The 12687-nt window shown below is 47.6% G+C and carries 16 protein-coding genes; 11 read left to right on the forward strand and 5 right to left on the reverse strand.

The genetic code is table 11. The annotated features are described in order from the left end of the window. The first annotated feature begins 54 nt into the window (after positions 1 to 54). Together QUE64_RS02365 and cysM are read left to right on the forward strand one after the other, a co-directional pair. A complete protein-coding gene (locus QUE64_RS02365) occupies positions 55 to 501 on the forward strand; it encodes a ComEA family DNA-binding protein (RefSeq protein ID WP_286225759.1) in 447 nt (148 codons plus the stop codon). Positions 502 to 541: 40 nt separating this feature from the next. Then, the gene (cysM, locus tag QUE64_RS02370; protein ID WP_286224192.1) at positions 542 to 1468 is read left to right on the forward strand and encodes a cysteine synthase CysM; all 927 of its coding nucleotides are present in this window, start codon (positions 542 to 544) and stop codon (positions 1466 to 1468) included. On the opposite strand, the gene QUE64_RS02375 is transcribed toward cysM, so the two are convergent. Continuing rightward, on the reverse strand, positions 1465 to 2745 hold the full coding sequence (locus tag QUE64_RS02375; RefSeq protein WP_286225760.1) for a lytic murein transglycosylase: 1281 nt from the start codon (positions 2743 to 2745) through the stop codon (positions 1465 to 1467). The two genes, cysM and QUE64_RS02375, sit on opposite strands and share 4 nt — an antisense overlap. Before the next feature lie 83 nt (positions 2746 to 2828). Between QUE64_RS02375 and QUE64_RS02380 the strand changes: the two genes are divergently transcribed. From QUE64_RS02380 to QUE64_RS02390, 3 genes are read left to right on the forward strand one after another with little or no spacing between them, the layout of a single operon-like run. Next, positions 2829 to 3749, forward strand: coding sequence for a histone deacetylase family protein (locus QUE64_RS02380; RefSeq protein ID WP_286224194.1), 921 nt, complete (start codon positions 2829 to 2831; stop codon positions 3747 to 3749). 50 nt (positions 3750 to 3799) lie between these two features. Further along, entirely contained in the window at positions 3800 to 4549 is a 750-nt protein-coding gene (locus QUE64_RS02385; RefSeq protein WP_286225761.1) for an electron transfer flavoprotein subunit beta/FixA family protein, read from the forward strand. Further along, positions 4549 to 5478 (forward strand): electron transfer flavoprotein subunit alpha/FixB family protein, encoded by a 930-nt coding sequence (locus QUE64_RS02390; protein ID WP_286225762.1) that lies wholly within the window; start codon positions 4549 to 4551, stop codon positions 5476 to 5478. The genes QUE64_RS02385 and QUE64_RS02390 overlap by 1 nt, the downstream gene beginning before the upstream one ends. Before the next feature lie 7 nt (positions 5479 to 5485). On the opposite strand, the gene QUE64_RS02395 is transcribed toward QUE64_RS02390, so the two are convergent. Beyond that, on the reverse strand, positions 5486 to 5941 hold the full coding sequence (locus tag QUE64_RS02395) for a hypothetical protein (RefSeq protein WP_286224197.1): 456 nt from the start codon (positions 5939 to 5941) through the stop codon (positions 5486 to 5488). After that, a complete protein-coding gene (locus tag QUE64_RS02400; protein WP_286225763.1) occupies positions 5938 to 6402 on the reverse strand; it encodes an META domain-containing protein in 465 nt (154 codons plus the stop codon). The genes QUE64_RS02395 and QUE64_RS02400 overlap by 4 nt, the downstream gene beginning before the upstream one ends. A 236-nt stretch (positions 6403 to 6638) precedes the next feature. Here QUE64_RS02400 and rpsP point away from each other — a divergent pair, with 236 nt between their 5' ends. From rpsP to QUE64_RS02430, 6 genes are all read left to right on the forward strand, one after another. Next, entirely contained in the window at positions 6639 to 6884 is a 246-nt protein-coding gene (gene rpsP, locus QUE64_RS02405; RefSeq protein ID WP_108507972.1) for a 30S ribosomal protein S16, read from the forward strand. Between the two features lie 8 nt (positions 6885 to 6892). After that, on the forward strand, positions 6893 to 7447 hold the full coding sequence (gene rimM, locus QUE64_RS02410; protein WP_286225764.1) for a ribosome maturation factor RimM: 555 nt from the start codon (positions 6893 to 6895) through the stop codon (positions 7445 to 7447). A 17-nt stretch (positions 7448 to 7464) separates the two neighbouring features. Beyond that, positions 7465 to 8217 (forward strand): tRNA (guanosine(37)-N1)-methyltransferase TrmD, encoded by a 753-nt coding sequence (gene trmD / locus QUE64_RS02415; RefSeq protein ID WP_286226149.1) that lies wholly within the window; start codon positions 7465 to 7467, stop codon positions 8215 to 8217. An 84-nt stretch (positions 8218 to 8301) separates the two neighbouring features. Then, entirely contained in the window at positions 8302 to 8700 is a 399-nt protein-coding gene (rplS, locus tag QUE64_RS02420) for a 50S ribosomal protein L19 (protein WP_286224199.1), read from the forward strand. Positions 8701 to 8771: 71 nt separating this feature from the next. Beyond that, positions 8772 to 9503: a CoA pyrophosphatase gene (locus QUE64_RS02425; RefSeq protein ID WP_286225765.1), complete on the forward strand. Its 732-nt coding sequence runs from the start codon at positions 8772 to 8774 to the stop codon at positions 9501 to 9503. Beyond that, positions 9500 to 10456, forward strand: coding sequence for a CobD/CbiB family protein (locus tag QUE64_RS02430; protein WP_286225766.1), 957 nt, complete (start codon positions 9500 to 9502; stop codon positions 10454 to 10456). Before QUE64_RS02425 ends, QUE64_RS02430 begins: the two co-directional genes overlap by 4 nt. On the opposite strand, the gene rsgA is transcribed toward QUE64_RS02430, so the two are convergent. After that, positions 10401 to 11396, reverse strand: a complete 996-nt coding sequence (rsgA, locus tag QUE64_RS02435; protein ID WP_286225767.1) for a ribosome small subunit-dependent GTPase A — start codon at positions 11394 to 11396, stop codon at positions 10401 to 10403. The genes QUE64_RS02430 and rsgA overlap by 56 nt on opposite strands. 13 nt (positions 11397 to 11409) lie before the next feature. After that, positions 11410 to 12660, reverse strand: a complete 1251-nt coding sequence (locus QUE64_RS02440; protein ID WP_286225768.1) for a M48 family metallopeptidase — start codon at positions 12658 to 12660, stop codon at positions 11410 to 11412. Positions 12661 to 12687: the final 27 nt, after the last annotated feature.

The following is a 12687-nucleotide window of genomic DNA, read 5'->3' on the forward strand; positions in this document are numbered from 1 at the left end:
AGAAGGCCATGACATATTCGTCATGGTTTATTCATCAACCTCAAAGGAGAAATTATGGGTTTATCGACTCTGTTTCACACATCTGCTAACGCTGTATCTAAAGGATCGATGATTGGCATGATGGCATTAGCACTGGCACTTCCTCTTGGGATAACTCCTGCAAATGCTGCTCCAGTCAATGTCAATACGGCCAGTCAGACCGAGTTAGAGAGTATTCGTGGGCTTGGGCCATCAAAAGCGAAGGCAATTATTGCGGAGCGAGAAAAGGGCGGTGCGTTTTATGACTCCTATGATCTGCAATCACGGGTTCGCGGTATTGGCGAGCGTTCGGTGAGTAAATTAATGGAGAATGGTTTGAAAATCGAGGGTCAAAGTGGATACCGTGAGACAAAAAGTGGCCCACGCTCAGAGGCGCGTTCCACAAAAAAGAACTCCAAGTATCAAACTAAAGCGTCTACGGCGGAGGGTGAGCGGTCGACAGGTTCGCGTCACCGCTACTGAAATCAGCAGTTTTGGGTGAAGTTATCGCTAAAATAACTCTATGACCCAATTCAATCCATCTGCGGCACTCTATCCAACGATTTCTCAAACCATTGGTAATACCCCCTTGGTTCGCTTACAGCGTATTCCTGGTGTGGAGAATGAGCGCCGCGGTAATGTGATTTTAGGTAAGTTGGAAGGTAATAATCCAGCCGGGTCGGTCAAAGACCGACCCGCGCTCTCCATGATTAAGCACGCTGAGTTGCGTGGTGAGATTAAACCTGGCGATACTCTAATTGAGGCTACCAGTGGCAACACTGGTATTGCAATTGCGATGGTTGGGGCTATGTTGGGCTACAAAATTATTTTGGTCATGCCCGAAAACCAAAGCCTTGAGCGTCGACAGAGCATGGCGGCGTATGGTGCGGAACTTATTTTGACCTCCAGTTCAGGCGGGATGGAGTTGGCTCGTGATTACGCAGAGCAATTGCAAAAAGAGGGTCGCGGCAAACTGTTAGATCAATTTGCAAACCCAGATAATCCGCGGGCTCACATCGAGACCACTGGGCCTGAGATTTGGCGTGATACGCATGGTCAGATTACCCATTTTGTTTCTGCGATGGGGACTACGGGAACGATTACTGGCGTATCAACATATCTAAAGTCCATGAATCCAGAGATCCAAATTATTGGTGGGCAGCCTGAAGAGGGCTCGCAGATTCCTGGAATTCGGAAATGGGCACCTGCCTACTTGCCCAAAATCTACCAAGCTGAACGTGTTGATCGAATTGAGTATGTTAGTCAGGCGGAAGCGGAGGAAATGGCCCGTCGTATGGCTAAGGAAGAAGGTATCTTTTGTGGCGTGTCTGCTGCAGGCGCTTTAGTGATTGCACTTCGCGTTGCTCAAACGGTTGAGAACGCCACGATTGTATTCATTGTGTGCGATCGGGGCGATCGCTATTTATCGACAGGTGTATTTCCAGCCTAGTTACTAGGTTTTGGTGGCTTGCTCGATTTTTTCACTTTACTATCTTTTTTTGCCGTTTTAGTTGTCGTGGATCGATTTTTACTAGCGGGCATAGGCCCCGGTTTCTCGATTTGGTCACGTGTAAACACACTTTTGTTTTGATACCCTAGCGCCTGCGCAAATTCAGCAACACTTTGAGCATAAAAGTAACTACGGTTGTAGTTCACAATACTGAGGAAATTTTGGAGTCCAACAACATACAGAATCTCGGGCTCTTGATTGACTCCAGGCGATGGCAAATCAACAATCAAAGCTTTGCTACCCGGTTCAACCCCGCCTTGCAGCAGATCGCCGTTGCTGGGCTCCAAAATACCGAGCTGAATTAACTCTGCAACTGTAATTTTAGCAATCGGCTGGCCATCGGCTAGCTCAATAATTTTTGCCCGAGTTTGCTCATTTTGAATGACAGGAAAGTAGATGGGCATACCAGGTTGCCAGCCATGAACTTTGAGAAAGTTGGCGACGCTAAAGATTGCATCACGTCGACTATTGCGAAGATCAATTACGCCATCGCCATCCCCGTCGGTGGCAAATTGCAAAATACTCCCAGGCATAAACTGGGGAAGTCCAACGGCACCTGCATAGGAGCTACTTTGATTGAGGCAACGATTAAACGCATCTTGCCGATTTTTGGCTTCTTGCCAGCACAAAATAATGAGGTCTTTCAGTTGATTCTGAAAAAGAAGCTCACGCGCTGCTTGATTGGGCGCCTCTGGATAGTCAAAAGCAAGGGTGCTCAGTACATCCTTGACCCGGAAGTTTCCCATTTGACGACCATAAATCGTCTCAACCCCAATAATCGCCGCAATCACTTGATGGGGAACGCCAGATTCCGATTCGGCAGCTTCTAGGGCAGCACGATTTTGCTCGATAAAGGCAAGGCCAGCTCGAATACGGACTGGTTCCACAAAGCGCGAACGATATACCCGCCAGTTTTTTTGAAAGCTAACAGGCGGGGGAGCAACTAATTTTTTGACTTGGGATAGATGTTGAACATCATTAAAGCCACTATCCAGAAATGCCAAAGGAATGTTTTGTTGCCGTGAGATCTGATCGAGAAGCTCCTTGAGTGAAGACGGATATCGTTTAGCACTAGATACAGTAGCCTTATCAGCACGAACCTCTACTTTGGGTTTTGTGGACTGAGGATTGGATGCTGTGCTTGGTGGAGTGGGCGATGCACAGGCGCCTAACAGAACCGCTAGTACCAGGCTGGAGAAAAACGGTAGAAAGTTCAAGATCGCGCTAAGATAATAAAAAAAGTATTTTTAATATAAATTCATATTAAGTATAGTTAGTTGTTATTCAATGAGAGACAAATATGAGTACAGCCTACATCAGCCATCCTGATTTTATGAAACACGAGATGGGTCGCCATCATCCAGAGTGTCCTGAGCGAATTGCCGCAATTGAGGATCAGCTAATTCAGAGTCGTCTGGATACGCATTTAAAGCGGATTGATCCCCCACTTGCATCGGACGCTGATATCACACGAGTGCATAGCGAAGATCATTTGGCATTTGTGAAGAGTAAGGCTCCGAGTAGCGGCTACTCCATGATTGATGGCGATACCATCATGAACCCAGCAACGTTAACAGTCTCCTTGCGTGCAGCCGGCGCAGCAATAGCAGCAGTGGATGCCGTGATGCAAGGTGAGGTCAATAATGCCTTTTGTGCGATTCGGCCTCCGGGACATCATGCTGAGCCTCATCGCTCGATGGGGTTTTGCGTATTTAATAATGTGGCAATTGCCGCGCGTTATGCCATCGAAAAGTATGACCTTGAACGTGTTGCCGTGATTGATTTTGATGTCCATCACGGTAATGGTACAGAGGCCGCATTCATCAATGACCCACATGTACTCATGTGCAGTTTTTTTCAACACCCTTTTTACCCCTACAGTGGTTTAGATGGCGGGGAAAATATGGTCAATGTGCCCCTGCCGGCAACCACTAATGGCAAGATCGTCCGCGACATGATTAGTAAAACCTGGATTCCACGACTTGATGAATTCAAACCCCAGCTCATTATCATTTCAGCGGGTTTTGACGCTCATCGTGAGGACGATTTAGGCCAAATGGGCTTGGTTGAGGATGATTATGTATGGATGACCAAGCAATTAATGGAGGTTGCTAATCGCTATTGCGATGGCAAGATTGTGAGTTGCCTTGAGGGCGGATATAACCTCTCAGCGTTAGGCCGAAGCGTTGCTGCCCATCTAAAAACCTTGGCCGAGATTTAATCTGAATCACGATAAAATGGAGGTTTAGATACGTAAAAAGGTCCTCTTTCATGAAGGTTTTGGTCGCAGTCAAGCGAGTGGTCGATTACAACGTGAAGGTCCGGGTCAAATCGGATCAATCGGGGGTAGACATTGCGAATGTCAAAATGAGCATGAATCCCTTTGATGAAATTGCTGTTGAGGAGGCGGTTCGACTCAAAGAGGCAGGCCTTGTTACAGAAATTCTTGCTTTTTCAGCAGGCCCCCAAGCATGCCAAGAGACCTTAAGAACTGCCTTGGCGATCGGTGCAGATCGTGCCATCTTATGCGAGACCGATATCGAATTACAGCCTTTAGCAGTTGCTAAATTACTTCAGGCAATCTATTCCAAAGAGCAGCCTCAGCTCATCATTATGGGTAAGCAGGCGATTGATGATGATAGTAATCAAACCGGCCAAATGTTAGCCGCCTTGCTCAATCTGCCCCAGGCAACATTTGCTTCTAAGGTAACAATTAGTAATGGGCAGGCATCGGTTACGCGTGAGGTAGATGGCGGCCTTGAGACCGTCGCAGTTTCTTTGCCTGCTGTGATTACGACCGATCTACGCTTAAATGAGCCGCGTTACGTCACTCTACCCAACATTATGAAAGCTAAGAAAAAGCAGTTGGATATCGTCAAGCCCGATGATCTAGGAATTGATATTACCCCACGGTTGAAAACCATTCGGGTCGAGGAGCCACCAAAGCGCTCAGCGGGTATCAAAGTGCCGGATGTAGCAACTTTGATTGATAAATTAAAAAACGAAGCAAAGGTACTGTAATGGCTGCACTGGTTCTCGCTGAGTACGATCAGCAATCATTAAAAATGGCCACGCATCATGCGGTAAGCGCTGCTAAGCAATGCGCCAACGTAGTCGATATTTTGGTAGTGGGCCATGATGTAGATGCGATAGTCCAGGAAGCCAGCAAGATTGAGGGGGTTGGGAAGGTTCTCTCTGCCAATGCAACTCATTTTGCGAATCAGTTGCCGGAGGCAGTTGCGGAGCAAATTCTTGCCCTAGCCCCAAACTATGACTATTTTTTAGCACCTGCGACGGCACATGGTAAGAGTGTGATGCCCCGGGTTGCGGCCAAGCTGGACGTTGCCCAGCTCTCCGATATCACTAAGGTTGTGTCCGCCGATCAATTTGAGCGTCCCATTTATGCGGGGAACGCAATTGCAACGGTTCAAACGATTGACCCTAAAAAAGTGATTACGGTACGAACCACGAATTTTGATCCTGCCGGGACTGGCGGATCATGCTCAATCGAATCAATCTCTCCAGTACAGCCATTTACTGCCAGTCAATTTGTAGGTCGCGAGTTAACCAAATCAGACCGCCCTGAGTTGGCTGCCGCAAAAATTATTGTTTCTGGGGGTCGTGGGCTTGGCTCTGCCGAGAAATACCAAGAGTTGATTGAGCCCCTAGCCGATAAGCTTGGCGCTGCCTTGGGAGCTTCGCGTGCTGCCGTGGATGCTGGTTATGTGCCCAATGATTATCAAGTAGGTCAAACTGGAAAAATTGTAGCCCCTCAGCTTTATATTGCAGTGGGGATCTCTGGGGCAATCCAGCATCTTGCTGGCATGAAAGACTCTAAAGTCATTGTGGCGATTAACAAAGATCCAGATGCACCGATCTTTGGGGTCGCCGACTACGGACTCGTAGGTGATTTGTTTACTCTGGTACCCGAGTTAACTGCCTCGATCTAAGCTCAACTTATTGACTGAGCTTTTTGGCCTCTTCAATTTGGTAGATGAAGAATTGTTCAAAGCCAATAGCCAGAAAGCTCATCATGACCCCTGCGCCAATCACCAACGAGAGGATTACGCAAATTACGACAGGCCAACCCGATTCCGTTTTTTGTTTGCCTTGAAAGGAAGCATTAAATTGCGCATCCCATTTCTCATCGGGACGTAATCCAAAAACAATCGTACTTAACCAACTTGCTTCTAAGGCAATAAACCCAAGAATAATTAACACCCAGGCTGCCGCAGAGGATTCTGGACTTGTGTTTAAGAGCATAAAACCCAGAATGCCCGCGATTAGGGATGCAAGCTGGATCCACCCCCAAAAACTTTTGATACCGAGCAAATAAAAGCAATTCAATCCAGTTCCAGGAAGAAATAGCCCCAGTGCAGAGAATGTTAATTTGGACCGAAATGGGGTGCTCATGGATTAGTTCGTTGAATTAAATTAAAGCCCAATACTTCGCGGTTGGGTCCAATGATAAGTAAATAATTACCATCGCGTGCAATGCTTCGGTAATCCCGCAGCAAATATAAGAAATCGCGTTCAATATCCTCTCGATTGGAAGCGCAGGCCATACGAGTAGTGGCGATCTGGTTGATCTCAAAACCTCGAGGATCCTCGATAATTTGTGCAGTGAAGCGATTGCAGCCGCTATAACCACTCATGCGACCCTGACTAAATTGCAAACTAATTTTTGGCCCACCATCACTGGGCATCGAGCGAAGGCGAACCTCACCCATACTGTTTGGTGGCATATTCCAGCGATTTAGTTCCCATTGAGTGCCAACCAGTTCAGAGTAGGGCGGGGTCGTTTTCCCGGGACACGGCGGCACTATATTGGCGCAAGCAATCAAAAAAATTGGGGTTGCACTAATGAGTCTCATTAGCCCTCTCTTAGGTTGCGAGACACCTGCTACAGGATTATTTATATAAGCCTTTGATTTAAATGTATATTTATTGGTCACAGTCAATAATCTTTGGTGAAGTGATGGAGTTTTTAGAGCATTTCGTCTAGAATATGAGGTTTTCTGCGATCGTCGCACTCGTTGGTCAAAAACCCTTTTGAGCGAAGACGATTCAGTCAACCATTTTGTAATCATTTGATTTTAAGGAAATACCTATGGTCGTCATTCGACTTGCCCGCGGCGGTTCTAAAAAGCGCCCTTTTTTTAGCATCGTTGCTACCGACAAACGCAATCGTCGCGACTCGAACTTCATCGAGCGTTTGGGTTACTTTAATCCCCAAGCTTCTGAAAAAGAGCAGGCAATGCGCCTTTCTCAAGACCGTTTAACTTATTGGTCTGGCGTTGGTGCGCAAATTTCGCCAACCGTAAAGCGTTTGATCAAGGATCACCCAGCGGCCTAATCTTGGCCATGACTGAAGGGGGAGTGGTGAGCGGTCATCAACCCCCCTCTGATTTGATTGATTTGGGTATCGTCTACGATGCCCAGGGTCTAAAAGGCCACATCAAAGTCCGTCCCTATTCCCCTGACCCAATCGCCCTCTTGGCGTGCAAGGAGGCTTATTTGAGGGGCCCTCACTCAGCCGCATCCCCCGCTGTTTATCGTGTACATAGTGCAAAAATTCATTCTGGCTTCGTGGTGATGCTTTTGGATGGTATTTGTGATCGAGATGCTGCGTTAGCCCTCAAGGGCCAGACGGTTTTGCTACCAAGAAAGGCATTTCCAGTGCCTGAGCAAGATGCCTATTACTGGGTCGATTTGATTGGCTGCGAAGTCTATAACGAGCAAGGAGTTCACCTGGGCATGATTGAGGATATGGCCGAGTTTGGGGCTCATCCAGTCATGACGATTGGCAGTGAGCTGGTTCCTTTTGTCCCTGCAATTGTGAAATCAGTTGAGCTGAGGTCAGCAGAACTTCCATTAGGCAAAGTTGTAGTGGATTGGCAGCCCAACTGGAGTGAATGAGCATGGATTCAACCAAGATGGATTTTGATGTGTTGACGCTCTTTCCAGAGATGTTTGCTGCTCTCACGCAATATGGGGTGACCGGCCGCGCCTGTGAGCAAAGGCTAACTTCTGTAACTACCTGGAATATCAGAGATTTTTCTGAGGATTCTCGAAAAACGGTCGATGATCGGGCTTATGGTGGTGGCCCTGGTATGGTAATGATGGCCAAACCCCTAGATTCTTGTCTTGAGGCTGTGGGGCGCTCCCACCTTAATCGAGGGATTAATCCTGGGCCGGTTTGTTTATTAAGTCCCCAAGGAGAGCCATTTTCACAAAAGTTAGCGACAGATATCATCAGTTATCGACAATTAACCCTAATTTGTGGTCGGTATGAAGCTATTGATCAACGTTTTATTGATGACAAAGTGGATTTTGAGATCTCAATCGGTGATTTTGTGGTTTCGGGGGGCGAGTTGCCCGCTATGATCCTCATGGATGCCGTAATCCGTTTAATTCCGGGGGCTTTAGGGGATGAAGACTCTGCTCTACAAGATAGCTTTATGAATGGCCTTTTGGACCATCCCCACTACACCCGTCCAGAGGTTTATGGAAATAAATCGGTGCCAGACGTGCTTTTGGGCGGACATCACGCTAAAATAGTAGATTGGCGTCGGCAAAAGTCTTTGGAGCTGACGTTCAAGCGCCGCCCAGATCTCATCATCAAAGCGCGTGCAAATGGGTTGCTGAGCCCGAAGGACGAAGCGTTTTTAAAGACGCTTAAACCCTAAAAGCTTGGCAAAAATTGAACTGCATCCTCTATTGAGTCCACCTATATGTGGGATTAACGTCAATACGATGCCAAAGGAGTTGAAATGAATTTGATTCAAACGATTGAGCAAGAAGAAATTGCTCGCCTAACTGCCAACAAAACGATTCCAAGTTTTGCTCCTGGCGATACCGTTGTTGTCAGCGTCAATGTTGTTGAGGGTAACCGTAAACGCGCTCAGGCATTTGAGGGTGTGGTGATTGCCAAACGTAATCGCGGTCTTAATTCCAGCTTCATTGTTCGTAAGATTTCATCGGGTGAGGGTGTTGAGCGTACATTCCAAACCTACTCACCATTGATTGCCAGTATTGAGGTGAAGCGTCGCGGTGATGTGCGTCGCGCCAAGTTGTATTATTTGCGTGATCGTTCTGGTAAGTCCGCGCGTATCAAAGAGAAGCTCACTGCCCGTGCTAAAGAGGTCGTTGCTGAGCAAAGCGCTGAGTAATTAATCTGATATCAGCAATCAAGGCGACTTCGGTCGCCTTTTTGTTTATTTAAATCACCTAAAATGATGGCATGGTTCATTCATCCACATCCATCAAAAAGAGCTTAGCTGCTCCACCGAGTTTTAATCCGCGAAGGGTGCCAATTGCGCATCGCTGCGAGGATCAAGCGCGGGTGGCTGAGCATCTGTTTGATGCCAAGGCCCTACGAAGGCATTTTGCTGCTCCACCGGCCTGGACTCCTGAAATTACCGATGAAAATCGGCATGTGATCGCCAGTGACATCATTGCGCAACGCGAGGCAGAGGGCTTGATCACAGAAGCCGCTATTTTGTTAGCACTTGTGATGCAGCCAAACGGTTTAAATGTTCTCTTAACTCAGCGAACCGATCATTTGCATGATCATGCCGGGCAAATTAGCTTTCCAGGTGGTCGAAAAGATCATGCCGATGAATCAATCATTTCCACTGCATTGCGCGAAAGTGAGGAAGAGATCGGCTTGTCCAGCGATCATATTGATGTGATTGGAACCATGCCGGAGTATTTGACCGTCTCTGGTTATCGGGTGACCCCCGTGGTTGCTCTGGTTGAGCCTCCTCGAGCATATCGACCAGATCCATTTGAAGTGGCGGATGTTTTTGAGGTTCCTCTACCATTTCTGATGAACCCAGCGAATCACGAGGTACGGGTGTGGCATAGTGATGAGGGCTCGCGACGGTTTTATGCCATTCCGTATGCGGATCGATTTATTTGGGGCGCTACTGCTGGAATGTTACGAAATCTATATCATTTATTAAAAGCATGACCTTTTTCTCTATTCTTTTCGCTCTCATTGCCGAGCAATACCGGCCCGTTACCGCATCGCATTGGATTCGGAGAATGAGTGCCGCATGGCTCGATTGGGTCGCTAAAGAGTTTGGTGGCAAATCCGAGCAGGGTGCAACACCTGTGGGCGCCCGCTTAGCCTGCTTAGTTGGATTTGGCTTACCAACGGTATTGGTATTCGCAGTCTATGTATTTGCATACATCGTGAACCCACTGTTAGCATTTGTATGGAACATCATCGTCGTGTATCTGTTCTTCGGTTTTAGGCAATTTAGCCACTCCTTTACCGAAGTGCATGAGGCAATTCAAAACCATGATCTACCTGCTGCGCGGCAAGCACTGCAAGCGTGGGTGGGTGATGAGTTTGATACCTCACATCTATCTGAAAGCGAAATCATCGCGATTGCTCTCGAGCGAGCTATTATTGGGGCTCATCGCCACGTATTTGGGGTATTTTTCTGGTTCTTAATGCCCATTGGCCCCGCTGGAGTCGTTTTGTACCGACTGGCAGATAAGGCGAGTAAGCGTTGGGAGAGCTTTGGTTTGAATTTATCTGAGGCCGCTAAACATTTCTTCTTCATATTGGATTGGGTCCCTGTCCGACTCAGCGCAATCAGCTTTGCGATTGTAGGCAACTTTGAGGATGCGATTTATGCCTGGCGGAACTTAACCGGTAAGTGGGCAGATCCACTCTCGGCTGTTCTCTTAGCATCAGGTAGTGGAGCACTAGGCGTTCGCTTGGGAGAGCCTCTGCGGGAGCCAACCAGCGATGAGGCATTGGCAAGAGCTGAAGCAGGTGAGCCGCCGATTTACGAAATCGGTCATGAGCCTAGCGAGCGATCCATGCGCTCGGCAATCGGTCTGGTGTGGCGGGCCCTTATCGTTTGTATGGTGGTTTTAGCAATGTTGACCATCGCTCTTTGGCTGGGCTAATCCCCTGGATCTGAATATCTGCTGTTCTCGAGTCTGAGACCAGCTGTTTAAAAAGTGCTAAGCGCTCGCTCGCAATGACTCCTGCCAAGACGGCGGCTTGAACTGCACAATCAGGTTCATTATCGTGTTTGCAATTATGAAAGCGACACTGACCCAAATAGGGTTTGAACTCCCGAAAGGCATGTTGTAACTGACTCTCCGATACATGCGCAAGGCCAAATTCTTGAAAGCCTGGTGAGTCAATAATTGCTCCCAAACCATTTGCATCGCGACCCCATTCGGGTAGATCAAAATAGCGACAGGCTGTAGTGGTGTGTTTGCCACTATCCAGTTTTTGAGAGTATTCCTGAGTGATAGCCGCTGCATTGGGGATCCAGGCATTTAGAAGCGTTGATTTACCCATTCCGGATTGGCCGACCAAAACCGATACTTTGCCCTTCAGGAGTGGCACAAGTGCGTCGAGCGATTGCGGATTCAATTTTGCAGAGACTTCATGCACTGCGTAACCCATCGATTTGTATGGGGCAAGCTGATCACGTGCCGCTTCAAGCCTATCGTGTAGGTCGCATTTGTTCAAAATGATATGAAGATCAATTTGACTCAGTTCAGCTGCAATCACTGCGCGTCCGAGAAGATCGGGCGAGAATGCGGGCGCGGTTGCCAAAACAATCAGTATCTGATCAACATTGGCAGCAATGCTTTTACTCTTAAATGCATCTGAGCGATAGAGTAAATTCTTGCGCGGTTCGATTTCAAGGATACGGGCCTGATCCGCCGAAGTGCTCTCTAGAATCAAGCGATCGCCAACTGCCCCAAGGTGTTGTTTACCAGGAGCACTCACATGAATGAATGGCCCATGATGGGATCCATCAGCCTCAATCCGTTGCGCTAAGTAATGTCTGCCATACGAAGCGCTTAGAAGGGCACGAAAAAGACCCATTACCGAATATCACTCATGCAAATCGCTGAAGATGCGCAATCCGCAATGGGGCGGGAGGGTGAGAACTATAGAAAGCCGTATAGATTGGATCGGGTGTGAGGGTGGAAGCATTGTCTTGATACAGCTTCACCAAGGCAGAGATCAGGGCGCTTGCAGATGACTTCTGGGCTGCAAAATGATCTGCTTCGTATTCATGTTTACGCGAAGCAAGACTTCCCAGTGGCGTAAAAAAGAATCCAAATACAGGCGCTACCAACATAAAGAGGGCAAGAGCCAGACCACCGTTGTAACCATTGAGATCGGGGGTTACCCCCAATCCGAAATAGAACCAGGGTTGTGAACTAATCCATCCCAAAATAGCTAGCATTACAAAACTGAGAGCAAATGAGATCAGTAAACGCTTACGGATATGTTGACGCTTGAAATGACCCAGCTCATGCGCTAGAACTGCTTCTACCTCTAAGGGCTCTAACTTTTCAATCAGGGTGTCAAAAAAGACAATACGCTTGGCTTTGCCGATACCCGTGAAATAAGCATTGCCATGGGCACTTCGTTTACTCCCATCCATGACAAAAAGACCTTGACTAGCAAAGTCACAGCGTTTTAAGAGTTGCTCGATTTGGGTTTTTAGGGGGCCATCCTCGAGCGCCTTAAATTTGTTAAATAAGGGTGCGATTACCGTGGGAAAGAGCCATAGCAGTAGGGCGTTGAATAGTGTCCAAACTACCCATGTCCACAACCACCAATAAGTGCCACTAGTGGCCATAAGCTCGAGAACTAACCATAAGAGCGGTAAACCAAGCGCAGCCGCCAAGGCAATTCCTTTGAAGGTATCCAGCCAAAAGAGGCGCGGGGTCATGCGATTAAAGCCAAAGGCTGCTTCAATCCCAAATTGTTTTTTCCAGGTAAAAGGTAAGTCTAATATACCGGAAATGAAGGCCAGAGAAACTAAAAGAAGGATTTGCTGGGTAATGCCTGGTCCCACTAAGCTCAAGAGCGTTTGATTAAGCCACTCCAAGCCACCCAGCAAGGTAAAGCCGATCAACACAAATGCACCAAAGGCATTTTCGAGAAGACCTAAGCGTAATTTAGCAATCGTGTAATCAGCTGCTTTTTGATGATCAGCCAAAGAAACTCGCGAAGCAAATTCATTCGGTACACTAGCGCGGTGGAGGGCGACATGGCGTATTTGTCGCATGGCCAACCAGTGGCGCATACCAACGCTTAGCAGTAGGGCGGCAATGAAGATCAATGTAAAGGTCATGAAAGTATTATAGAGATGAGCGAACAA

The sequence above is a fragment of the Polynucleobacter sp. HIN7 genome, assembly GCF_030297595.1.
In the GTDB taxonomy this organism is placed as follows: Bacteria; Pseudomonadota; Gammaproteobacteria; order Burkholderiales; family Burkholderiaceae; genus Polynucleobacter.

Coding starts and splice junctions, on each gene's coding strand:
- QUE64_RS02365 (WP_286225759.1), top strand. CDS start 55: ATGGGTTTATCGACTCTGTTTCACACATCTGCTAACGCTGTATCTAAA.
- cysM (WP_286224192.1), top strand. CDS start 542: ATGACCCAATTCAATCCATCTGCGGCACTCTATCCAACGATTTCTCAA.
- QUE64_RS02380 (WP_286224194.1), top strand. CDS start 2,829: ATGAGTACAGCCTACATCAGCCATCCTGATTTTATGAAACACGAGATG.
- QUE64_RS02385 (WP_286225761.1), top strand. CDS start 3,800: ATGAAGGTTTTGGTCGCAGTCAAGCGAGTGGTCGATTACAACGTGAAG.
- QUE64_RS02390 (WP_286225762.1), top strand. CDS start 4,549: ATGGCTGCACTGGTTCTCGCTGAGTACGATCAGCAATCATTAAAAATG.
- QUE64_RS02395 (WP_286224197.1), bottom strand. CDS start 5,941: ATGAGCACCCCATTTCGGTCCAAATTAACATTCTCTGCACTGGGGCTA.
- QUE64_RS02400 (WP_286225763.1), bottom strand. CDS start 6,402: ATGAGACTCATTAGTGCAACCCCAATTTTTTTGATTGCTTGCGCCAAT.
- rpsP (WP_108507972.1), top strand. CDS start 6,639: ATGGTCGTCATTCGACTTGCCCGCGGCGGTTCTAAAAAGCGCCCTTTT.
- rimM (WP_286225764.1), top strand. CDS start 6,893: ATGACTGAAGGGGGAGTGGTGAGCGGTCATCAACCCCCCTCTGATTTG.
- trmD (WP_286226149.1), top strand. CDS start 7,465: ATGGATTTTGATGTGTTGACGCTCTTTCCAGAGATGTTTGCTGCTCTC.
- rplS (WP_286224199.1), top strand. CDS start 8,302: ATGAATTTGATTCAAACGATTGAGCAAGAAGAAATTGCTCGCCTAACT.
- QUE64_RS02425 (WP_286225765.1), top strand. CDS start 8,772: ATGGTTCATTCATCCACATCCATCAAAAAGAGCTTAGCTGCTCCACCG.
- QUE64_RS02430 (WP_286225766.1), top strand. CDS start 9,500: ATGACCTTTTTCTCTATTCTTTTCGCTCTCATTGCCGAGCAATACCGG.
- rsgA (WP_286225767.1), bottom strand. CDS start 11,396: ATGGGTCTTTTTCGTGCCCTTCTAAGCGCTTCGTATGGCAGACATTAC.
- QUE64_RS02440 (WP_286225768.1), bottom strand. CDS start 12,660: ATGACCTTTACATTGATCTTCATTGCCGCCCTACTGCTAAGCGTTGGT.